The following is a 22364-nucleotide window of genomic DNA, read 5'->3' as shown; positions in this document are numbered from 1 at the left end:
GCCGGAGGCGGCATTCTCTCCCCCATGTATCCCTGGCGTTACCCGAATGCCGTCAATACTCTGGCTCGCCATGCCAAACCGCTGTATCAGACCTGGAATCAAAAACTGCAACCGACAAGCGGAATTGATTTTCAGATTCATAACACGGGCATGCTGATTTTTGATGAGTCCGATTTTGAAATCGGTTTGCGTTATGCCGAGCAATATCAGGACCCGCAGCAGCAGGCGCAACTTCTCGATCAAAGGCAGCTCGGACAGATCAATCCCAGAGTAGATCAGACGAAGTTCAAACAGGCTCTTTATTTTCCTGAACTGGCCAATATCCGCAATCCCCGACTGCTAAAGTCGATCATCAGCTATTTGAGGCAGCATCCCCGTGTGATCTGGCAGGAACATTGTAAAATCAGCCAACTCGATATACAGCAAGGTCATGTTCAACAGATATCAAGCGAGAATGGACTGAGTTTTCAGGCAGATCAGTTTGTGATTGCAACCGGCGCATGGTCAGCTTACTGGTCGGAACAGCTCGGCTTTGACATTCCGGTACAGCCGGTACAGGGCCAGATGTTGCTATTTAAAACACCAGAGCACTGGCTGCCCAGCATGTGCATGCACAAGGTCATGTACCTGATCCCACGCCGTGATGGTCATGTACTGTGCGGTTCCAGTATGCGTCAGGTGGGCTTTGATATCTCCCCTTCAACCGAAATCCGTCAGGATATTTTCGCTGCCTGTCTGGAGATGGTACCGGAGCTGGCTGATTTTCCGGTGGTGAAACAATGGGCCGGTTTAAGGCCCAGCTCACCCGATGGCATTCCCTATATTGGCAAAATGCCGCATCTGGACAATCTCTGGATCAATTTCGGTCAGTTCCGTAATGGCCTATGTATGGGCGCTGCGTCGGGGAAACTTCTGGCCCAGCTCATGCTGGAACAGCCGACTTTTGTTGATCCAGAGCCTTATAATCCGGCACAGCGTTTAGAAACGCAGGCTTTAGCGGTTTAACACTTCCAGTAGCGCCTCTTTCAGAGTCGGATAACTAAAAGTAAAACCAGCCTCCTGTAAAGCTTTAGGCTGAACATACTGTCCATTTAAAATCAGTTGGGATTGCTCGCCCAGCAGCATTTTCATGCTGCAAGCTGGTAACGGCAATAAAGGTTTACGCTTCAGCACCTGTGCTGCGATCCGGGCAAATTGAGCCTGACTGACTTTTTCTGGAGCCACCAGGTTAAAAATCTGGGGCTGAGTCGATTCCTGCATCAAAAATTCGATGGCCCGCATGACATCCTGAAGATGCACCCAGGTCACCGGCTGGCGGCCATGACCCATCCGGCCAAACAGATTAAGTTTGATGGGTAATAACATCTGCGGAAGAATTCCTCCACCCTTAGCAAACACCACACCTAGACGAATAATCTTGGTGTTCTGCTCAGGATAAGATAAGGCCAAACGCTCCCATTCGGCACATAGCTCGGACATAAAAATGTCTTGTGCCGGGCTGTGTTCTGTACACACCCTATCCCACTGCTCTTCAGGATCAATGCCATAGTAGCCCACAGCAGAGGCTGAAATAATCCGTTTGGGCTTGATCTGATATCTTTCCAGATGCTCAAAAAGTTGCCGGGTGGTCTTTAGACGACTATCCTTCAGTTTCTTTTTACGGGCGGTGGTCCAGCGTCCCTGACCAATACTTTCACCTGCCAGATTAATCACATAGTCAATCTGCTGGTTTTTTAATTCATCCAGATCATGAACCCAGCGAAAATCCGGATGGGCGTTGCGCAAGTTTTTCTGTCGGGTCAGACCGATCACCGCATAATCCCGTACCAGTAAAAATCTTACCAGATGGCTGCCAATAAAACCGCTGGCACCTGTCATCAATACGACTGGTTTATACATACCGATCCTGCACTATTCTTCTTGTCGTGATTCAGAGTATACGCTGCTCACCTATCAAAATGTCGAGTATAAAAATATTAATCAGTAAATGAAAAATCAGGCCATCCAGAATATTTCGGCTATTGCTCTTTGGCTCATTTTATTTATTAAATAAAGATTTGCGCTCAAACCATCTGAATATTTAAAATAGCCTGCGGTCTGGTTGATAGTTGCGTTAGTTTATAGATTTAATTTTACTAACCCTTTAAACATCCTGGTTTAGCAAGATAGGAGTTGCAGAGGCTTATATTTACCTTGGATAACCTCATTATTCATAAAATCCTGCAAATGGCTGTGTATAGCCGAGATCCAAATTTTGAGAGAGCCAAAGTCTTTTATCTATACACGACGTCCTGTCAGGATGAGTAATCTTTGACCTCCGTGTCCACTCACATATTTAAGGTTTTCTTGCACATAACGGTTGAATGGCAACTATAAACCAGAAATTTTAGCTGCCATACGCTGTGCCTGTTTGCCATAAAACCAGTAGGTCAGCAAATAAAGTGGAATGGCGATCAGAAGGAACATAATCACGACAATGCTGACAAATTGCGGCTGTTGCAAATACAGCAAAAAATCCTGCCAGGCATTCGGATTGGAACGCGTCGCAATCACAATCCCCAAAATTAAAAACGCCAGATTATAGCCCCAGTAAATCAGACTGAAGCCCAAGCTAAATTTTTTACGTTCGGTTGCAGAGGGCGCACGGCGCTGCTGTTTTAAAAATTTGAACAGAACCCAGATCATCGCCACCAGATAAGGCACAATGGTCAAGATGGCGCCCATGCCGGTTGGCATCAAGGCTGCCAGCACACCGCAAATACAGGTAAAGACAAAGCACAGGAAGAAAAACCAGAGAAAATAGCGAGTTAGCGGCACCATTAGAAGAACCCAAAGACGATTAACAAGCTAGTATAAAAAAAATTAAGTTTTTTTTCATTTTATTGTCAACCTCAGCCAAGATCATGACGTTATATAGGGTACAAGGTTCGAAAATTTGGACTGGCATCCACAAGTTTTCGTTCACTTCGCTAAAGCAATAAGTTCAGTGTAGGTGGAAATTTTGAACAGCAGCCAAAATTTTCATCTGCACAATTTTTGACCGACGATTTCACTATCACTCGAATCGTCGGTTTTTATTGTTTAGGCGCTGCATTTTGTCACTCTGACCAGATGAATCAGGGACTGTTTTATAAGAGCTAACATAAGGATCAGTCCTTATTTTTCAAGTCTGCTTTGCCTAGTTTGTATAAAAACCGCTCTAAAAGGGTAAATTTTTCAAACCGGCCTCCCCCAATGAATGAAAGTAAAAACAACCTGAAGCTGAATAAAGATGAGACCCGGCCTATACTTAAAAGCTGTCTCAACGATGGCAGGCAAACTCAGCAGGCTCTACGACCAAGTTCAACGGCTTACAAGCAAACAAGAAAGTATTTTTCAAGTAGACTTTTACTGGCGCTTTTTTCTATAGTAGGAAGGCAAAAATAAAGGTTGGTATACATGGCAGTTCATTTTCTTCATACTTCTGATTGGCATTTGGGGCAATTCTTCCATAACCATGACCGTGAATTTGAACATACGCAATTTCTGACCTGGCTACTTGAACAAATCAAGATCAAACAGCCGCATGCCCTGCTGATTGCCGGGGATATTTTTGATGTCATCAATCCGGCTTCAAGTGCACAACGACAGCTGTATCAGTTTCTTGCTGATGCGCATGAGCTGGCACCCCATATGCAAACCCTGATGATTGCCGGTAACCATGATTCAGGTTACCGGATTGAACAGGTACAGCCTTTACTGACCAAATTTAATGCCAAAGCGGTGGGGATTGTCGGCCGAACCTCGACCAATCAGCTTGATCTGGACCGTCTGCTGGTGCCAATTTATGACCAGAACCGAACGATTGTGGCCTGGTGTCTGACCTTGCCCTATTTACGCAGCGCTGAAATTACCGGAATTAACGAGCACACTCATAACAGTCAGAATGCCATTAGTTATCTGCATCAACAGCTGATCGCAGAAGCCAAAGCACGTAAGGCGCCCCATCAGGCACTGATTTTAATGTCACATGCGCATATGCAAGGTGGTGAAACCTCAGATTCTGAACGCCCGATTATAGTGGGCAATGAAGAAGCGCTTTCAACGGCGCTGTTTGATGAAGTTATCGACTATGTAGCACTTGGTCATCTGCATAAGCCGCAAAAAGTAGGCCAAGCGCATATCCGTTATAGTGGCTCACCGATTCCCCTGTCTTTTAGTGAAATTCACTATTCGCATCAGGTGGTTGAGGTCAAAATTGATCCCGAGCAAAAGGCTGAACAGCGCTTTCAGTTTGCAGCCCTGCAAGTACCGCGTACGGTAGAACTGTTTAGAATCCGGGAAAATCTGGACAATCTGATGAATAAAATCCAGGCGCTACCTGCGGGTGAAATTGAACATCTCGCTGCCCGGCATTTTCTGGAAATTGAATACACAACCGATGCTCCGCCGCCAGTCGATTTACGTCAGCAGATTGAACAGGCGCTGCCAGTCAATCGTTATCGTCTGCTCAGGATCAGCCGGGTTTATCAGCGTCAGGCAGAAGATCCGGCGGATAGTTCCAAAATTGATCTGGCGCCTCCAACGCCGGAATCACTATTTTTTAATATCTGGGAAAAAATGGGCTATCGTCAGGACCCTTCGGTACAGCAGGATTTTCAGCAGCTGCTGGTCGAAGCTCAGCATGAACTTGCCCAAAAACAACAAGCTTAGGATCAGCCATGAAAATTATCCGTCTGAGCCTGAATAATCTGGCATCGCTGGCTGGCACTCATCATATTGATTTTGAATCCAGCCCGCTGGCTTATGCTGGCCTGATTGCCATTACCGGAAAAACCGGCTCCGGCAAGTCCACCTTGCTCGATGCCATGTGTCTGGCACTATATAACGAAATTCCGCGTCTGAAAGGTGCAACCGGTAGCCTGAAAGATGCGGGCGGCCAGGATGTCTCCATCAAGGACAGCAAGAATATTCTGCGCCGTGGCTGCGTACAGGGTTTTGCCGAGCTTGAATTTATCGCTTTGGATCAGAAACGCTATACGGCACGCTGGGAAATCCGTCGTGCCCGGCAGAAAGTCGATGGTAATTTAAAAGTAGAACGGGCCATTACCTGTCTGGATGATCAGCGGGTGTTAAACCAGAAAATTTCGGAATGCACCCCACTGATTGAAAAACTGGTGGGCTTGAGTTTTGAGCAGTTTACCCGTGCGGTTCTGCTGGCTCAGTCTGAAGTCGGTGCCTTTTTAAAAGCCAAGGATAATGAGCGTGCCGATTTACTGGAATATCTGACCAACTCACAGATTTTCAGTCTGGTCAGCCAAAAAGCATTTGAAAAACATAGTGAAGTTAAACAGAAACGGGCTGATCTAGAAAAACAGATTGGCTATCTGGAGCTATTATCCGAAACAGATATTGCCACCTTAGAGCAGCAACATACTGCCTTAAAACAGGTGATTGAGCATTTTAACCAGAGTGAAAAAGTGCTGGACAATGATCTAAAATGGCATCGTCAGCAGCATTATTTATATACTGAAATTCAGGCCAAAAAAGAAATTTATATGGTTCAGCTGGATGCCGAGCAGAAGATGGCACCCCAACAACAGCTGCTGGAACAGCTGGACCAGTTTCAGCAGATCCGGGAACAATTTGTCCAGCAACAACAGCTCCAAAATCAGCGTAGCCATTTTCTGGCCGAGCAGCACAGTGTCGTTGCCGAGTTTTCAGCGATTCAGCAGCAACGTGACACTCAGCAGCAGAAGCTGCTTCAATTGCAGCAACAGCAACAACGACAGCAGCAAGAATTTCAAAAGATCAAACCCTATCTCGATCAGGGATTAAAACTGGATCATGAGCTACAGTCAGTGGGTGAGCAGTATAAACAGCTTGCAGCAGAGCAACAGACTTATAAAGCCCGGCAGATTCAGCCTGTACAGGAGCAAATCCGCCAGACCGAACAACAGTTACAACAGCTTCAGCTGCAATCTCAGCAGATTCAGGCACAACTCGAACAACAGGAATTTTTAGCGGCTTTTGATCATGAGCCGCAGGCCACCCTGCAACGTTTGCAAGAATATCAGGCACTGCGTGAAAAATTTATGCAGCAGTCTCCGGCAGTTTTTCAAGCTGGCCCCGCTGAACTGCAACAGCAGCAACAGCGCTTAGCTGAAAATTTGCAAGAATTCACGCAGCGCTATACCGATCTGGAGCAGCTCGAACAGCAATTACAGCAATTGCAAGGCCAGCAACAGCAAGCCAGCATCCAACAGTTAAAACTAGAAAGCCTGATCCAAGCTGCCCAGAAAATGGCTGGACTTGAGGCTGAAAGCCAGCAACTGAATAGCCAATTACAGCAGCATCAAAATACCTTAAAGCAACTCACCACGGAACTGCTTCAGTTACAACAACAGCGCCAAGAAGCCGAACAGTCCTTTGAACAACTGCAACAGATGCTCGCGCAGCAACGCCTGTTACAGGCCCAGAGCGTGCAGGAATTGCGCGCCCAGCTAAGACCTGATGAAGCCTGTATGGTTTGTGGCAGTCATGAACACCCTTTTGTGCAGCATCAGGAGTTACTGAAAAATACCTTGCAGCAGCTGCATGATCAACAGCTTCAGGAAGCCCAAGAAAAGTTGCAGCAACAGACTCATGCATGGCAGCAGGCACAGATCCAGCAATCTCAATTACATACCTTGATTGAGCAACAACAGCAGCGCAATCAACAGCTCACCACCACACTGGCACAGCAAAAAGCCCAGCTTCATGAAGAGATGCGACACTTTGGCTGGCAAGTGAATGCAAACCAGAATACCGAGCAGCTACAACAGCAGCTTGGCCAGCATGCGATTCATCTTCAACAAGAACAACAGCAGCTTGCACAACAACTCCAGACTCAGCAAGGTGACTGGAAACGCTGGCGTCAGCAACAACAACAACTGGATCAGCTGCATTTGAGCATGCAGCAGTATCTCCAGCTAGAACAGATGATTCGGCCTGTGCTGGCCCATTTGCCCGAGTCCCTGCAAAATGCCTGGGTCAAGGATACTGGCTCGAGCTGTCAGCAGCTGTCTCAGCAACTGCAACAGCGCCAGCAGCAATGCCAAGAGTTTAAAACCCTAGAAACCCACATTCAAAACCTCAATCAGCAACTTGAAAAAGCACGTGATCAGTTGATTCTGCATCAGCATCATGATGGGCAGTTACAACAAAAGCTGGATACAGCGCTTCACCAGGGTAAAGCATTACGTGAACAGCTGAATAGCCTGACCCTCAGTCATGCCGGACAAAGCTATCGCACGGCACAGGAATGGCGTGACCATCTGGAACAGCAGCAACACATACTGGATGAGCAGCTACGGGCACAACAGCTTACTGCCCAGCAACATGAGCAGCGCTTGCAACAGGCTGAATTGAAAAAGCAAAGTATCAGCACCCAGATTCAGCAACTGCAGCAGCAGATTGAACAATGTCAGCAGGCGATTCAACACTGGCAAAGTCGGCATCCTGATTTTAATCATGAGCATATCCAGCAGTGCCTAAATATTAATCTGCAACAGCACCAGCAAATCCGCCAGCAATTACAGCTACAGCATCAGACTGTAGAAAATGCCAAAACGGCCTGGCAGATTCTGGAAGAACAATATCAGCATCATCTGAAATCCAAGCCTGAACTGAGCTTTGAAGAAGTTGAACTACACTTAAATAAACTGGCTCAGGAAAAGGCTGAACAACAAAATGCCTTTAATGAAGTCGATACCAAGCTAAGGATTCATGCCAATAATCAGGTGACCTTGCAAAGACACCAGCATCAGATTGAACAGGTCAAAGCTGAAGAATACCGCTGGGGTCGGATCTATGACCTGATCGGACACAAGGAAGGCAGCAAATTCCAGAAAATTGCCCAAGAGCATCATCTGGATATATTGGTGGAATACGCTAACCAGCAGTTACAGCCGCTGGCACCGCGTTATCAGCTGTACCGGATTCCAGACAGTTTAAGTCTGGCCATTATTGATCTGGACATGAACAGCGAAGTGCGTCCGGTGCTCTCTTTATCCGGGGGGGAAACTTTCCTGGTTTCACTGGCGCTGGCTTTGGCGATTGCCAATATGGCCTCCGGCTCGATGAAACTGGAATCCCTGTTTATTGATGAAGGCTTTGGTACGCTGGATCCGGCCTCCTTGCACATGGTAATGAATGCTCTGGATCATTTGCAGAGTCAGGGCCGTAAAGTGGTACTGATTTCGCATGTGCAGGAAATGCATGAACGCATTCCGGTACAGATTCAGGTCAAACCGGTCGGTGCCGGTGCCAGTACAATCGAAATTATAGGTTAAAGATGACCCATCCGCCGAACCAGCTCTCGCCCTATTTCAGCTTACAGCTAGAGAGCTTGCGAGGCATCAGTGCGATAATAGTCCTATTTAGTCACTGCTTTCAGGCCTTTATCGCCCCTTTTGATCTCAGCCTGTATTCATGGGTGCGTCTGCTGGGTCAGGCCGCAGTCATGATCTTTTTTGTACTGAGTGGCTATTTGATCGGCACTTCCATCCAGAACCATTCCCGACGCTATGGTCAGTTTAATGTACGGCATTATGCGCGGCAGCGTTGTCGCCGGATTTTACCGCCTTTTCTGTTTGCTTCTGCTTTAAGCTTGGTTTTATATATGCTGGCGCCTTGGTTTTTTGCTTCACAAAGCCATCATTTTCAGAACAGTTTTGGCATGATGATCCGGACTGACTATGACATTACAGCTCCAGATTTTATCGCTTCGCTGCTGTTTCTGAATGGCTTTATTGGCCCCACCGTATCTGCCAACGCACCCCTTTGGAGTCTGAGTTTTGAAGTCTGGTTCTATGTGCTGGCCGGATTTCTGCCTTTTCTGAAAACCTCTGAACTCGCCAAAATCGTCTTTCTACTTCTGTTCACTACGCTGTCGGTGTTGAATATCCAGTTTCTGTTTTATTTTCTGCTCTGGCTGACAGCGTTCGCCAGTGCACACCGTCATCTCCAGCTCCATTTTTTAGACCGCTTACAAGCCATTAAATCCGCCCTGTTAGCTGTAGCCTTGATCATTGCCTGTCTGGATGCCTATCAATTTCAGGTGATTGAACAAACAAAATTTTACACCACGCATTATTTTGTGCCTTTTAATATTTGCATCGGACTGGCCTTTGTCTGCTGGCTGGTGCAGCTACAACAGCAGCAGAGCTGCTATCATCCGGTCTGGGTGCAGTCTGCAAATTTTTCTTATACGCTCTATGCCACCCATTTTCCATTACTGTTATTTATTTTAGGGACTGTGCCTGCAACGCTGGCTTATGGTCTCGGTGGTGCTGTATTAGCGCTACTCGGCAGCATGTGTGGCTTAATCCTCTTTGCCTGGCTCATGGCCAAATGGCTTGAACCACAAAGAAACCAAGCGTTATCCAATACCCTGCAATAACGCTTTTTTGCCCAAAGAATCTGACCGGCTTTATTCAGCCTTTTTAGGACGCGCACCAAACAGCGCTGTTCCGACACGAACCATGGTAGAGCCAGCTGCAATCGCTTCGGTCATATCGGCAGACATGCCCATACTCAAAGTATCCCAGTCCTCAGGATGGGCATGCTGAGTCTTTACCACATCAAATAAGGCTTTGGCATCTGCAAAGGCCCGGGTATTTTCAGGAGCAGGAATCACCATCAGGCCGCGTAAGCGTATATTCGGTAATGGGCTGATCTGCTTCACCAGTTCGCTAAGTTCTTCAGGCTGACAACCATCCTTACTGTCCTGTCCGTCAATATTTACTTGTAGACAAATATTCAGTGCCGCTTGAGAATCACGACGCTGATTGGATAAACGTTCGGCAATAATCAGACGATCCACCCCATGCACCCAGGCAAAATGTTCTGCCAGAGGCCGGGTTTTATTACGCTGTACATGTCCAATAAAATGCCACTCAATGTCCAGCGCTTTTAGAGCCGTGATTTTTTCCAGTGCTTCTTGCAGATAGTTTTCACCAAAGGCCTGCTGTCCGGCCTCATACATCTGCGCCAGGATAGCGCTTGGCTGAGTTTTGGAGACCGCCAAAAGTTGTACCGAATCCGGTTCACGTCCGGCCTGGGTACATGCGCTCTGAATCTGAGCTAAAACCTGATTTCGTGACTGTTGCAGCATATTCATTGATGAGGTTCTCATTTTGTCCTGATTTTTTTTCCTTGCTCGCCAACTAAGGGTTGGTTAAGCTGACGGAAAGCCTTATTATTCTAGCAAAATAAATAATATTTTAATGAAATTGGGGACCTGATGGATATCACAGAACTGTTAGCCTTTTCTGCTAAAAATGGTGCGTCAGATTTACACTTATCTGCCGGCTTGCCGCCGATGATCCGTGTAGATGGTGAAGTACGTCGTATTAACCTGCCTGCACTGGAACATAAGGAAGTACACAAGCTGGTTTATGACATCATGAACGATAAGCAGCGCCGTGATTATGAAGAAAACCTGGAAACTGACTTTTCTTTTGAAGTTCCAGGTGTGGCCCGTTTCCGTGTCAACGCCTTTAACCAGAACCGTGGCGCTGGTGCGGTATTTCGTACCATTCCTTCAAAAGTCCTGACCCTTGAAGATTTAGGCATGGGCCAGATTTTTAAAGATATCAGTGAATATCCACGTGGCCTGGTACTGGTCACCGGACCCACCGGCTCGGGTAAATCAACCACCCTTGCCGCCATGCTCGATTATATCAATGATAACCGTTATGACCATATTCTGACGGTTGAAGACCCCATTGAATTTGTACACCAGTCGAAAAAATGTCTGGTCAACCAGCGTGAAGTCCACCGTGATACGCACGGCTTTAATGAAGCACTGCGTTCAGCACTACGTGAAGACCCGGATATTATTCTGGTCGGTGAGATGCGTGACCTTGAAACCATCCGCCTGGCCTTAACCGCGGCAGAAACCGGTCACCTGGTCTTTGGTACCCTGCACACCACCTCCGCAGCCAAAACGATTGACCGTGTGATTGACGTCTTCCCGGCCGAGGAAAAAGACATGGTACGTGCCATGCTATCAGAGTCTTTACAGGCCGTTGTTTCACAAACCCTGCTCAAAAAAAATGGTGGTGGTCGTGTGGCAGCACATGAAATCATGATCGGTATTCCAGCGATCCGTAACCTGATCCGTGAAAATAAGATCGCGCAAATGTACTCTGCGATTCAAACAGGTGCCAACTATGGAATGACCACACTGGATCAAAGCCTAAAAACCCTGGTTTCCAAAGGAATCATCAGCCCGCAAGTAGCGCGTACAGCAGCCAAACAGCCTGAATCATTCTTATAAAAAACAGTTCATTATATTGGGGGCTTGAGCATGGACTTTAATGGCTTACTGAATTATATGGTAGAGAAAAAGGCCTCGGATCTGTTTATTACAGCCGATGTCGAACCTTCTATCAAAATTAATGGCCAGATTGTGCCGATTGGTTCGGTAAAATTACCAGGGGCTGCGGTGGGGCAACTTTTAAACTCCATCATGACTGAAAAACAGCGTAAAGAGTTTGCAGAAACCCGTGAATGTAACTTTGCGATCAGCAATCCGGACAAGACTGCGCGCTTTCGTGTCAGCGCTTTTCAGCAACGCGATCAGCCGGGCATGGTCCTGCGCCGGATTGAAACCGTAATTCCCACCATGGACCAACTGAAGTTGCCACCGATTCTTAAAGAACTGGCAATGACCAAACGTGGCATCATCATTTTTGTAGGGGCCACTGGTACAGGTAAATCGACCTCACTGGCCTCGCTAATTGGCTACCGCAATGAAAATTCCAAGGGCCATATCATTACCATTGAAGATCCGATCGAATTCGTCCATCAGCATAAGGGGTGTATCATCACCCAGCGCGAAGTCGGGATTGATACAGACTCCTTTGAAATCGCCCTGAAAAACACCCTGCGTCAGGCACCAGATGTGATCCTGATTGGTGAGATTCGTTCCCGTGAAACCATGGACTATGCAATTGCCTTTGCCGAAACCGGCCATCTGGTCTTTGCGACCCTGCACGCCAACAATGCCAACCAGGCCATTGACCGGATTATCCACTTCTTTGAAGCAGACCGTCATAGCCAGCTGTTTATGGATCTATCCTTAAACATGAAGGCCATCGTGGCGCAGCAGCTGATTCCAACAGTGGATGGAAATGGTCGTCGGGCAGCCATCGAACTTCTGATTAACTCGCCTCTGGTGGCAGACCTAATCCGTAAAGGTGATGTGCATGAGATCAAGGACCTGATGAAACGCTCGCGCGAGCTGGGCATGCAAACCTTTGACCAGGCACTTTATGATTTATATAAAGCCAAACAGATCAGCTATAAAGATGCCCTAAAACATGCGGATTCACCAAACGACCTGCGTCTGCAAATTAAGCTGTCTGAAGAAGGCGGCGAGCATTTATTGCGTGCCAATTCCAATATCACCTTTGATGGTCAAAGCTGATCATTTAAGAGCCATAAGAAAAACAGGCTTCTTATGAAGCCTGTTTTTCTTATTTTAAGCTGAGCCGGGATTATTTTTTACGGTAAGCTTCCTGACATTCATAGGCATCACAGTAACCGTATAAATTAAGCGAGTGACCGGTTAGCTCGAAGCCGAACTCCTGAGCCACGTCATGCTGCTCTTTTTCAATGGTATCATTAATAAATTCAACAACTTTGCTACAATTCACACAGACCAGATGGTCGTGATGATCTTCCTGCATAATTTCAAAAACGGAATGATTGTTTTCAAAATTATGACGTTCAATAATTCCCGCGGCTTCAAATTGCGTTAACACACGATACACAGTTGCAAGACCGACATCTTCTCCCTGTTCGAGTAAAGTCTTGTAAATATCTTCCGCACTAAGATGATGCTGTTTAGAGTTTTCTAATAATTCTAATATTTTAATTCGTGGAAGGGTGACTTTCAGTCCAGCTTTTCGTAAATCTTGGTTTGAAATAGGCATGTAAAAAGGTCTCTCAACAAAATCAAAGTTGGAATATAGGCAACAAAGTTTAGATGCAGTATGATCTATCCTTGGATCAAATGCATCATAATTAATTGGGATAGTGTAGCAAAATGCAAAAACTCATGTTGACGTTATTCGTCACCTCACTGCTGGTCGGCTGTTCGGCATTAGGTGTCTACAAAGTAGATATACCGCAGGGTACTCCTCTCACTCAAGCGCAGGCTTCCAAAATCCAGGTGGGAATGAATCACCAACAGGTACGTTTCTTGCTCGGCAGCCCAACGGTGACAGATCCAATGAATCCTTTACGCTGGGACTACATCTACAACTATACCCCGGGAACATATGCCAAAAAGGCCAAGATCCCAGCCGCCCAAGGCCAGCATCTAAAAATCTACTTTAATGAATCTGGTGTGGTGCAGCGGATTGAAGGTCTGGAAACAATTCCAGCATCTCAACCCGGTTTACCAGGTTCTAAAGAAGCAATTTTAAACGCACCTCCACTATAGTCGGTTTTTCATAAAAAAGCCCCTGAATTCTCAGGGGTTTTCCGATTAACTCAATTGATCTATCAAATTACCAGCAAATACACCGAATCAGTCGTCAGTTCCTAGGAAGATGTCTTGAGTTGCTTAAAACGGTTTCCCTTGGCATAACGGCCCACCGGATTTTTCTCTGCACGTTTACGGCGTATATCTTGGGGATTAATGGTCAATACACGATAAATTTCTACACGATCCCCAGCAGCCAATGGCTGCTGCTGATTCTGCAAGCGCATTCCAAAAATTCCTAATACCAGCGGCTCAGGCAAAGTAGCCTGCTGTGCAATTCCACTTTGCTGAACAGCATCCAGCGCAGTCATTCCAGCCTGAAAAGGCAATGCAATATGAAACTGCTGTTCCGGGGCGGCATAAGCCACCCAGACCATGCCCTTACTCATCACACCCACTGCCCGATCACAGCCAGCAATGCAATGATGATAGAAAGCGGCAGGACGACACGCACCGCAATACGCCAGATATTATAAAAGGCTTCATTGCTGAAATTCATAGACTTACGTAAATGACTAATCTTCATGATCCAGCCCGCAAAAATGGCATAGACCAGACAGATGAGCAGTCCCCAGATAATTAACAAGCCATTAAACACCGGAGCTGTATTTGGAATAAGCCAGATCAGAGTCGCTACACTTAGAATCAGCCATTGCATGGCGATATTTAGCTGACGTTGTTGCAACTGCTCACGTGCCATTTGCAGTATAAATGCGGCAGCAGCCACAATTGCTGCGCACAAGGTCAAAGCTGAAATTTGTGCCTTAACAGCAAAGAAAGCAAAGGCCACCACGGCCAGCAATTGCGCGATCCAGATTGGCAGTACAGTTTTAGTTGCAACAGATTGCTCTTTTACACTTGCAAGGCTGGACTGCCAGTACAGTCCCATTCCCAGACCACTTGCCACCAAAGCCAGTACCGTTGCATTGCCCCACTCTGAAAATTCAATTGGGGTGATTTGCCAGGCAGGTAGTGCCGTTCCCTGTATATGGGCAAAGGCCAGCGAAGCCAATACCCCGACGGTACTCAGCAGCAGTAAAATTTGACGGGGAAGCAAAGAGAGCGCCAACGCGAATACGGCAAGGCCTGCAAACAGTATTTGCGGCACAACGTTAATCGCCGCAACGCTGAGTAAACCACTAGCGTTATTAAGTATGGCACCGGCTAAAAATGGAATAAAAATCACGCCAAGCCAGCCAACAATACGCCATTTTTGTGATGCATCCGCTTCCCGGGTCAAACTTGACAGCGCTTGCACGGCGGTGGTTTTAGAGCGTTTGGCTAAGGCAATTTCCAAATAGCAAACGGGAAGCGCCAGAATCAGCATGGTGCCTAACCAGAGCATCCAGAAATCCAGCTGACGATCAGTCTGTATACCTGTTATCGGTGCGAGCGTCGCGATGATAATAAACGATAAACAGAAAGCCATCAGCGGTGATAACCATTTTGACATAGCTTTGTCCTGCATGATGCATTCCTATAAAAACCTAGCGCTATTTTGCCTTGTGAGGCCATGAAAATCAAAAACAAAAAAGCAAATCACCAAGACAGTGATTTGCTGCGCGAACTTATTATTAGAATTTTAATTTTTTTTATCTCAATCTATGCGGAGTTCTTCCAGATTATGAGAAGAAACGGGCAAACCAGTTTTTACCTTTTTTCTTTTCTTTCTCTTTCAGAATCCCGATCATATTTTCTTTGACTGCCCCCACATAATCGGCATCATCATGCTGAATATGGTTAATCAGCCATTTAGATAATACTTCATGCAATTCCGCTTCAATCGAATGCCCCATTTCAAAACGGTCACGATAAGATTCGATTTTTTTAATAAACAGGTCATGTACACGTTTATGCGGTACACGATATTTATAACCTGCTTCTTCTTGCAGAGATTCTTCGAAAGTAAAATGTGATTGGGTATAATCAATAATATTTTCCAGAACCTGTTTAATCCGATCACGATCACTATCGGCATCTAGGTCATCAATCTCATTGATATAATCAAGAATGCGTCTATGCTGATCGTCAATCACATCGATACCAGTATTATAATCTGGAATCCATTTCATTTTCATTACGACCACCTATTCATATTAAGGATTTATCACATGAATACAATCATATAGGGAATACCTATAAATAAAAATCAAGTAAATTAGTCGGCTTTCGGTATTATCGCGAACTATTAACATAAATCCTTGTTTCTTATAACTAATACATTTTAAACCCGACCAGAATCATAAAGTATTTTTTAATCAATCCATTGGTTTTTAATATTATATTTTTCATTTTATTGATAAAAAAAACAGGAGTAACTCCTGTTTTTTTAAATTTATTTTTGAAGATGCTTTTAAATATCTATATTTATCCATATAAACGAATTGTCTACAGCCCCCTAATATAAATCAGCTTTAGTCATTCGCTTTAAAGAAGGATCCAGTCTTTCACGTTCTAAACGCGCAATATGGGTCACTTCAGACCGAACTCTGGCGCCATCCCGGAACAGGATCATTTCCCCCGGCTGAAATGCTGTCCACTGCTCATTTTGGGTCAAAGGTTCCGTAGTAATCACAGCGACCCGGTCTTCAGGAGTAGTCACCTGACTAAAGTCCACTTCGACATCAATATCAATCAATTGGGCAGGTTTAAAAGGATATTCCCGCACCAGCCAGTGTAATTTGGTTACCGCATAGCTAAACAGGGCTTGCCCATTTGACAGGCAGAAGTTAAAGGTTCCATGCTCGGCAATGGGTGGTGAGATTTCAAGCAACAAATCAAAGATCTGATCCAGCTTTGGTTCATGGTAGCCAAAACGTTTGACCAGCTGATCCAGCAGATAGCAAAAAGCATACTCACTGTCGGTATTACCCACGGGTGTAAAGCGGCCACTCAGCTCGGGAGAAAAATGATGTAAATCACCATTATGGGCAAAAATCCATTGCCGCCCCCACAGCTCACGGCTAAAAGGATGAGAATTTTCCAGGCTGATTTTACCTTGGGTCGCTTTACGGATATGCGCAATCACATTACGGGATTTAATCGGATAATTACGAATCAGCTCAGCAATCGGTGACTCGACAGCAGACTGGTTATCGACAAACAGACGACAGGCTTTATCTTCAAAAAAAGCGATTCCAAAACCATCCGAATGATCGGAAGTAATACCTGCACGCTGGGAGAATCCACGAAATGAGAAGGTAATATCTGTGGGAGTCGCACAGTTCATTCCAAGCAATTGGCACATGGTCTTGGTTCAGCTGTTGATTAATTCAGAAAAGTTATTGTGCATGACTCCTCAGCGCATTTCAAATATCTCTTTCAGATCAGCGCTGTAATACTCTGCAGCACTGCATTGACAGAAAGCGGGATATATTACTGTTGTTTTATTGAGCCATGCACTTTCGATCTCTAAGCATTCAAAACCTGAAGGTTGGAGAATTTGCCCAGTTTGACTAAAATATAGGATCAAAAAGAGCCTCAAGGGAGGCTCTTTAAAATTTTAAAATAATGTCTTAAGCACAATGTGGCTTGGAACGGTTGGTAATCAAGGTTCCTACCCCGTGATCGGTAAAAATTTCCAGCAAGCTGGCATGTGGAACACGGCCATCGACGATATGCGCACTGACCACTCCACCTTTGACTGCATCTAGAGCGCATCCAACTTTAGGAATCATACCACCATAAATCACCCCGGTTTCGATCAGGCGATCTACTTCCTGTGTGCTCAGACCAGTCAGCAGTTTTTTATTTTCATCCAGTACACCGGTGATATTGGTCAGCAGGATCAGTTTTTCCGCCCCCAGGGCTTCTGCGACTTTGCCTGCCACCAGGTCGGCATTAATATTGTAGGTATTGCCTTCTTCATCTACGCCAAGCGGAGCAATCACTGGAATAAAGTCGCTGTTGGTAAACATTTCTAGGACATCGGTTTTTACCCCAACGACTTCGCCGACCAGTCCGAGATCAATTTCCTCAACCGAACCATCATCTGCCGTTTTTTTCATGAGCAGCTTTTTAGCGCGCAGCAGATTCCCATCTTTACCGGTCAGGCCAATTGCCCGGCCACCGTGCTGGTTAATTAAATTCACGATAGATTTATTGACACTACCGCCCAGCACCATTTCAACCACTTCCATGGTGGCAGGGTCTGTCACACGCATCCCATCAATACGGTCAGATTCACGCCCAAGCTGTTTTAACATGGAATCCACTTGTGGACCGCCCCCATGCACCACCACCGGATTCAGGCCGACAGTTTTCAACAAGACGATATCACGGGCAAACGAACTTTCCAGCTCAGGATCCGTCATTGCGTTACCGCCATACTTGACGACTAGAGTCTTTCCTGTAAAGCGTTGGATGTACGGCAAAGCTTCTGTCAGAATTTGTGCTTTGTCGATGCCGGTCTGCTGATTTGGCATTCGCCTCTCCTTATTGAGCATCTAAAATGTCTTGCGCGATTTCTGGATAACGATCCCGCAACATGCTTACAAACAGATGACGGATTTCATTCAGACGCTGAGCACTGCTGGCGTCAAAGCGTACTGTAAAATATTCACCTGTATTGGATGCCCGAATGATGCCAAAACCGTCCTCAAAATCAAGACGTATCCCATCAATTGTACTCATTTGTGCATTGAATTGTTGAGATTGCTGCTCGACAAGCTCTAAAAGCTCATTGGCCTGAATATCACGGGTCGCAATATAGAGGTCTTCTGTACCATAGCGTTTGGGATAGGCCTGTAATACCTGAGCTAAACTTTGTCCCATCTGGTCAAGATATTCTATGACGCGTAACGCAGCATATAGCCCATCATCATAGCCACAGCCCCGTCCGTCATTAAATACATAATGACCGGCATATTCTCCCCCAAAAACAGCCTGATTCTGGGAATGAGCTAAATATTTACGTAAAAAGGAACTTCCCGTACGGATCATCACTGCTTCACCGCCTAGCTCCTGCACAGTATTACGAACCAGGGTCGAACATTTCACGTCATAAACAAACTGTTTTGCTTCTGAACCGGTCAAACAGATTTTGGCAAATAAGCACAGCAACTGATCAGCACTAATGATATTTCCCAGCTCATCTACCAGAACTACACGATCCCCATCACCATCCAGGGCAATTCCTATATCGGCTTGTTGCTGAATAACCGTCTGATACAATGTTTTCAGATGTGCTTCCTGAGAAGGGTCCGGCGCATGATCCGGAAACTCACCATTGGCCACACAGCGCAAAGCGGTCACCTCACAACCCAGCTTTTCCAGTACCAGCTTGGCACAGCGACCGGCCGAACCATGCAGGCCATCCAGGACGACTTTAAAATTTTTCTTGAGCTGAATATCTTGCAAGATTGCATACTGATATGGCAGGCAAAATTCTGGCGCAATCAAATGGGGACGTTGAGGGATGTTGGCAAGTTCGCTGTGGCAATGCTGTTTAGCCAGTTGCGCCACATTTTGAATCATCTGCGGGCAAGGCGGTTCACCGGAAATAATCCATTTAATTCCATTATCCTCTTTGGGATTATGGCTGGCCGTTACCATCACGCCATTACCGTCGAACTGACGCGCCGTAAAATACAGCATCGGGCTGGAGCAGCAACCGATAATGGTGGCTTTTATCGAATACTGACCAAAAATACCTTGAAGAATTTCGGCAAAGGCCGGGCTGCTGATCCGGGCATCATATCCAATTGCTACCCGAGTCTGTGCAGCAGCACGATATTGCTGGGCAAGGCCATGGGCAATCGCGTCAATCACACCCGTACTAAGTAAACTCACTTTCCCCCGGATGTCATAGGCACGAAAAATATGCAGAGGAAATGGATGATTCATAGATCCCATATAATCTTCTTTTTACTATCAATTTAATGCTGGCAGGATAAAATAATGATTTAATCATTATGACTTTAAACAGTATTGTTGTTTTAAGACTGCATACTTTTAGCTCATTTTAATGTAACAATCAATTATACAAATATAGTTATTCAGCTTTTATAGAGGGATTTATATACAAAAAAGTCTAGAAAAAATATTTTTAGTAAACATTAAATATATTTAAATAGATATTTTCTCCTGTCATAAGATTTCTCTTTATACAAATCATATTCATTAAATGAGAAGAAAATAATTTTTATTGTTTTTTATATTTTAAGGCTTAGTTAAAAGATTTTGATCAGCAATATATTGAGATATATGTTTATTGATTTTTTTGACCATAAAATGATCTGGTTAAAACAATTCACCAGATCATTTTATTTAGGTGATTTAAGCCTGACCGGTGTGACCAAAGCCACCGGCACCACGTTCAGTGGCTTCAAATTCATTGACCAGCTCAAACTGCGCTTGAACCACCGGCACCAACACATACTGGGCCAGACGCTCACCTGGCTCCAGACTAAAGGCAGTTTGACTACGATTCCATACCGATACCATCAATTCGCCTTGATAATCTGAGTCAATCAGCCCCACAAGATTGCCTAGTACAATCCCGTGCTTATGGCCTAGACCTGAACGTGGCAGAATTAGACCCGCAAAAGCCGGATCTTCAATATAAATGGACAGGCCGGTTTTTACCAGAACCGTTTGTCCCGGCTCAATAAGAGTGGTTTCTTCCACACAAGCACGCAAGTCCAATCCAGCCGAACCAGTCGTTGCATAGGTCGGCATTGGCCATTCTTGCCCCAGACGTGAATCAAGGACTTTTACCTGAACTTTCATGAATTACTTTTCCTGTGACGATCTATTAAAAACTAAGTATTACAAAACTAGCGCTTGATTAAGGCACGTAAATTTTCCAGATATTGCTGCGCCTGCAATTTTGGATCGATATTACCGGCCAGTTTTTTCTTGCGGCCCAGCCATTCCAGCTCATCTTCTGGCAGCTCATCCAAAAAGCGGCTCGGGGTCATCTGTTTCATTTGCCCGCCCGCTTTACGCTGCTCGGCCAATGTAATAGTCAGCCCCTGACGTGCCCGGGTGATCCCCACATACATCAGACGGCGCTCTTCCTCGACCGTTTCTGCGGCAATCGAGTTTTTATGCGGCAGAATTTCTTCTTCCAGTCCGATCAGATAAACATAGGGGAATTCCAGACCTTTGGAGGCGTGCAGGGTCAACAAATTCACCTTGTCGGTGTCTTCTTCTTCCTGCTGCTGCTCAAGCATATCCAGCAATACCATCTTGCGGATGACGCTTTCGATATTCTTTTCATCGACATCTTCAGCACGGTTAATCAGGCTTTGAATACTGCTGTACAGCACTTCAATATTATCCAGCTTGGTTTTTTCCTGGGCTGGTGTCGCGGCCGATTCCTTGACATAGTCGATATACCCCGCTTCGACCATCATCTGACGGATAATCGGTACAGGCTCATCATCGTCTAGCAACTCACGCGTGAAATTACTGATAAAGTCAGAAAATTCAGCCAGCTGTGTGGTGGCTTTTTTAGGTATGGCCATGGTCAGGCGCTGATCACCGGCTGCTGCCAACAAGGACAGGTTATTTTCCTGTGCAAACAGGCCCAGCTTTTCCAGCGTCACCGGACCAATTGCCCGCTTTGGTGTATTAATAATACGCAGAAATGCACTGTCATCTTCCGGGTTAATAATCACGCGTAAATAACTCATGACGTCCTTGATTTCTGCACGTGCGAAGAAAGACTGGCCACCAGACAGCTTGTAAGGAATCTGCATCTGGCGTAACTGGGTTTCCAGAATACGTGCCTGAAAGTTTCCACGATACAAAATCGCATAATCTTTCCAGTTTTTGCCATTCATCAGCTTATGAGTGATCAGGTCTTTGACCACGCGTTCGGCTTCATCATCGTCATTACGACAAGTAATGATTCGAATAACCTCGCCATGGCCTTTGTCTGACCAGAGCTTTTTATCAAAAATATGCGGGTTATTACCAATCACCGTATTGGCGGCTTTTAAAATACGGCTGGTTGAACGGTAATTCTGTTCCAGTTTGATCACTTTCAGGTTGGGGAAATCCTGTTGTAATAAGGCCATATTTTCTGGCTTGGCGCCGCGCCAGGCATAGATTGACTGGTCATCATCGCCTACAGCAGTGAACTGCCCCATCACGCCGACCAGCAGCTTCACCAGAATATACTGCGCCGTATTGGTATCCTGATATTCATCGACCAGCAAATAGCGCACCCGGTTCTGCCATTTGTCACGGACTTCTGCATTTTCCTGGAGAAGACGCGTTGGCATCACGATCAGGTCATCAAAATCAACCGCGTTATAGGCACGCAAATTGCGCTCATAAAGCTGATACAAATGCGCAAACTGAACATCTTCTGCCGTTTCACAGGTGGTATGCGCCTGTTCGGGTGGAATCAGATCATTTTTCCAGTCCGAAATCATCTTCATAGCTTTGGCGATCAGCTCTTTGCTTTCAGCACCAGATAAATTGTCACGATGCATCAGATCCATCAGAATCCGTTTACAGTCATCAGCATCCAGAATCGAGAAGTTGGCCTTGAGCGGTGTGTGTTTAAGCTCCAGACGCAGCAGATTTAGACCAAAGGTATGGAACGTCGAAACCGAAAGACCTTTGGCCTCTTCACGAGTTAACAGCTTGGTCACACGCTCTTTCATTTCGCGCGCCGCCTTGTTGGTAAATGTCATGGCTGTAATCCGGTGAGCCGGAATTCCGCAATGCTTAACCAGATAGGCAATTTTTCGGGTAATCACGGAGGTCTTGCCTGAACCCGCTCCGGCAAGTACTAACAAGGGTCCTTGAGTATATTTCATGGCTTCAAGTTGCTTGTCATTTAACTGACTGGCGAGTGACATAGGACTTCCTCTTCTAAATTCGGCTCCGATTA

The 22364-nt window shown here is 45.8% G+C and carries 19 protein-coding genes; 7 read left to right on the top strand and 12 right to left on the bottom strand.

What is annotated here, in order from left to right:
- Window positions 1-1005: NAD(P)/FAD-dependent oxidoreductase (locus E2K52_RS03530; RefSeq protein ID WP_151203757.1), on the top strand; the 1005-nt coding region annotated here is incomplete at its 5' end.
- Here the strand turns inward: E2K52_RS03530 and E2K52_RS03525 are convergent.
- Window positions 994-1899, bottom strand: coding sequence for a TIGR01777 family oxidoreductase (locus E2K52_RS03525; RefSeq protein ID WP_151203755.1), 906 nt, complete (start codon window positions 1897-1899; stop codon window positions 994-996). The two genes, E2K52_RS03530 and E2K52_RS03525, sit on opposite strands and share 12 nt — an antisense overlap.
- Window positions 1900-2370: 471 nt before the next feature.
- Entirely contained in the window at window positions 2371-2820 is a 450-nt protein-coding gene (locus E2K52_RS03520; RefSeq protein WP_151203753.1) for an ABZJ_00895 family protein, read from the bottom strand.
- Between the two features lie 618 nt (window positions 2821-3438).
- On the opposite strand from E2K52_RS03520, the gene E2K52_RS03515 reads away from it, so the two are divergent.
- Genes E2K52_RS03515 through E2K52_RS03505 form a run of 3 tightly spaced genes read left to right on the top strand, consistent with a single transcriptional unit; the run spans window position 3439 to window position 9421 of the window.
- Window positions 3439-4692, top strand: a complete 1254-nt coding sequence (locus E2K52_RS03515; RefSeq protein ID WP_151203751.1) for an exonuclease SbcCD subunit D C-terminal domain-containing protein — start codon at window positions 3439-3441, stop codon at window positions 4690-4692.
- 8 nt (window positions 4693-4700) lie between these two features.
- The gene (locus tag E2K52_RS03510) at window positions 4701-8312 is read left to right on the top strand and encodes an AAA family ATPase (RefSeq protein ID WP_151203749.1); all 3612 of its coding nucleotides are present in this window, start codon (window positions 4701-4703) and stop codon (window positions 8310-8312) included.
- Window positions 8313-8314: 2 nt separating this feature from the next.
- Window positions 8315-9421 (top strand): acyltransferase family protein, encoded by a 1107-nt coding sequence (locus tag E2K52_RS03505; RefSeq protein WP_151203747.1) that lies wholly within the window; start codon window positions 8315-8317, stop codon window positions 9419-9421.
- Between the two features lie 30 nt (window positions 9422-9451).
- Here the strand turns inward: E2K52_RS03505 and E2K52_RS03500 are convergent, their stop codons facing one another.
- On the bottom strand, window positions 9452-10141 hold the full coding sequence (locus tag E2K52_RS03500) for a YggS family pyridoxal phosphate-dependent enzyme (protein WP_151203746.1): 690 nt from the start codon (window positions 10139-10141) through the stop codon (window positions 9452-9454).
- Window positions 10142-10264: 123 nt separating this feature from the next.
- On the opposite strand from E2K52_RS03500, the gene E2K52_RS03495 reads away from it, so the two are divergent.
- Both E2K52_RS03495 and E2K52_RS03490 read left to right on the top strand, forming a co-directional pair.
- Complete coding sequence (locus E2K52_RS03495) at window positions 10265-11302, top strand: type IV pilus twitching motility protein PilT (protein ID WP_151203744.1); 1038 nt, start codon at window positions 10265-10267, stop codon at window positions 11300-11302.
- A 30-nt stretch (window positions 11303-11332) separates the two neighbouring features.
- Window positions 11333-12454: a PilT/PilU family type 4a pilus ATPase gene (locus tag E2K52_RS03490; RefSeq protein ID WP_151203742.1), complete on the top strand. Its 1122-nt coding sequence runs from the start codon at window positions 11333-11335 to the stop codon at window positions 12452-12454.
- A 70-nt stretch (window positions 12455-12524) separates the two neighbouring features.
- Here E2K52_RS03490 and fur read toward each other — a convergent pair whose 3' ends face one another.
- Window positions 12525-12962: a ferric iron uptake transcriptional regulator gene (fur, locus tag E2K52_RS03485; protein WP_151203740.1), complete on the bottom strand. Its 438-nt coding sequence runs from the start codon at window positions 12960-12962 to the stop codon at window positions 12525-12527.
- 113 nt (window positions 12963-13075) lie between these two features.
- Between fur and E2K52_RS03480 the strand changes: the two genes are divergently transcribed.
- Window positions 13076-13474 carry an outer membrane protein assembly factor BamE gene (locus tag E2K52_RS03480; protein ID WP_151203738.1) on the top strand — a complete coding sequence of 133 codons (399 nt, stop codon included), beginning with the start codon at window positions 13076-13078 and terminating at the stop codon, window positions 13472-13474.
- A 101-nt stretch (window positions 13475-13575) separates the two neighbouring features.
- Here E2K52_RS03480 and E2K52_RS03475 read toward each other — a convergent pair whose 3' ends face one another.
- From E2K52_RS03475 to E2K52_RS03440, 8 genes are all read right to left on the bottom strand, one after another.
- On the bottom strand, window positions 13576-13905 hold the full coding sequence (locus E2K52_RS03475; protein WP_151203736.1) for an RnfH family protein: 330 nt from the start codon (window positions 13903-13905) through the stop codon (window positions 13576-13578).
- Window positions 13905-14984 carry a hypothetical protein gene (locus E2K52_RS03470; protein ID WP_151203734.1) on the bottom strand — a complete coding sequence of 360 codons (1080 nt, stop codon included), beginning with the start codon at window positions 14982-14984 and terminating at the stop codon, window positions 13905-13907. Before E2K52_RS03470 ends, E2K52_RS03475 begins: the two co-directional genes overlap by 1 nt.
- Window positions 14985-15138: 154 nt before the next feature.
- Window positions 15139-15594, bottom strand: a complete 456-nt coding sequence (locus E2K52_RS03465; RefSeq protein WP_151203732.1) for a bacteriohemerythrin — start codon at window positions 15592-15594, stop codon at window positions 15139-15141.
- A gap of 320 nt (window positions 15595-15914) precedes the next feature.
- Window positions 15915-16763, bottom strand: a complete 849-nt coding sequence (locus E2K52_RS03460; protein WP_151203730.1) for a class II glutamine amidotransferase — start codon at window positions 16761-16763, stop codon at window positions 15915-15917.
- A gap of 268 nt (window positions 16764-17031) precedes the next feature.
- Window positions 17032-17940 carry an acetylglutamate kinase gene (gene argB, locus E2K52_RS03455; RefSeq protein ID WP_151203728.1) on the bottom strand — a complete coding sequence of 303 codons (909 nt, stop codon included), beginning with the start codon at window positions 17938-17940 and terminating at the stop codon, window positions 17032-17034.
- Window positions 17941-17950: 10 nt separating this feature from the next.
- Entirely contained in the window at window positions 17951-19369 is a 1419-nt protein-coding gene (locus tag E2K52_RS03450) for a phosphomannomutase/phosphoglucomutase (protein WP_151203726.1), read from the bottom strand.
- A 423-nt stretch (window positions 19370-19792) separates the two neighbouring features.
- The gene (gene dut / locus E2K52_RS03445; RefSeq protein ID WP_151203724.1) at window positions 19793-20245 is read right to left on the bottom strand and encodes a dUTP diphosphatase; all 453 of its coding nucleotides are present in this window, start codon (window positions 20243-20245) and stop codon (window positions 19793-19795) included.
- Window positions 20246-20292: 47 nt separating this feature from the next.
- A complete protein-coding gene (locus E2K52_RS03440) occupies window positions 20293-22332 on the bottom strand; it encodes a UvrD-helicase domain-containing protein (protein WP_151203722.1) in 2040 nt (679 codons plus the stop codon).
- Window positions 22333-22364 lie beyond the last annotated feature (32 nt).

The organism is Acinetobacter sp. RF14B (assembly GCF_006864105.1).
GTDB classification, from domain to species: Bacteria; Pseudomonadota; Gammaproteobacteria; order Pseudomonadales; family Moraxellaceae; genus Acinetobacter; species Acinetobacter lwoffii_C.
Note: the sequence above shows the minus strand (reverse complement) of the source record. Positions and strands in the feature narration are given on the sequence as shown.

Coding starts and splice junctions, on each gene's coding strand:
- E2K52_RS03525 (WP_151203755.1), bottom strand. CDS start 1,899: ATGTATAAACCAGTCGTATTGATGACAGGTGCCAGCGGTTTTATTGGC.
- E2K52_RS03440 (WP_151203722.1), bottom strand. CDS start 22,332: ATGTCACTCGCCAGTCAGTTAAATGACAAGCAACTTGAAGCCATGAAA.
- E2K52_RS03460 (WP_151203730.1), bottom strand. CDS start 16,763: ATGTGCCAATTGCTTGGAATGAACTGTGCGACTCCCACAGATATTACC.
- E2K52_RS03510 (WP_151203749.1), top strand. CDS start 4,701: ATGAAAATTATCCGTCTGAGCCTGAATAATCTGGCATCGCTGGCTGGC.
- E2K52_RS03490 (WP_151203742.1), top strand. CDS start 11,333: ATGGACTTTAATGGCTTACTGAATTATATGGTAGAGAAAAAGGCCTCG.
- dut (WP_151203724.1), bottom strand. CDS start 20,245: ATGAAAGTTCAGGTAAAAGTCCTTGATTCACGTCTGGGGCAAGAATGG.
- E2K52_RS03450 (WP_151203726.1), bottom strand. CDS start 19,369: ATGGGATCTATGAATCATCCATTTCCTCTGCATATTTTTCGTGCCTAT.
- E2K52_RS03470 (WP_151203734.1), bottom strand. CDS start 14,984: ATGCAGGACAAAGCTATGTCAAAATGGTTATCACCGCTGATGGCTTTC.
- E2K52_RS03515 (WP_151203751.1), top strand. CDS start 3,439: ATGGCAGTTCATTTTCTTCATACTTCTGATTGGCATTTGGGGCAATTC.
- E2K52_RS03495 (WP_151203744.1), top strand. CDS start 10,265: ATGGATATCACAGAACTGTTAGCCTTTTCTGCTAAAAATGGTGCGTCA.
- E2K52_RS03520 (WP_151203753.1), bottom strand. CDS start 2,820: ATGGTGCCGCTAACTCGCTATTTTCTCTGGTTTTTCTTCCTGTGCTTT.
- E2K52_RS03465 (WP_151203732.1), bottom strand. CDS start 15,594: ATGAAAATGAAATGGATTCCAGATTATAATACTGGTATCGATGTGATT.
- E2K52_RS03480 (WP_151203738.1), top strand. CDS start 13,076: ATGCAAAAACTCATGTTGACGTTATTCGTCACCTCACTGCTGGTCGGC.
- E2K52_RS03475 (WP_151203736.1), bottom strand. CDS start 13,905: ATGAGTAAGGGCATGGTCTGGGTGGCTTATGCCGCCCCGGAACAGCAG.
- E2K52_RS03505 (WP_151203747.1), top strand. CDS start 8,315: ATGACCCATCCGCCGAACCAGCTCTCGCCCTATTTCAGCTTACAGCTA.
- fur (WP_151203740.1), bottom strand. CDS start 12,962: ATGCCTATTTCAAACCAAGATTTACGAAAAGCTGGACTGAAAGTCACC.
- E2K52_RS03500 (WP_151203746.1), bottom strand. CDS start 10,141: ATGAATATGCTGCAACAGTCACGAAATCAGGTTTTAGCTCAGATTCAG.
- argB (WP_151203728.1), bottom strand. CDS start 17,940: ATGCCAAATCAGCAGACCGGCATCGACAAAGCACAAATTCTGACAGAA.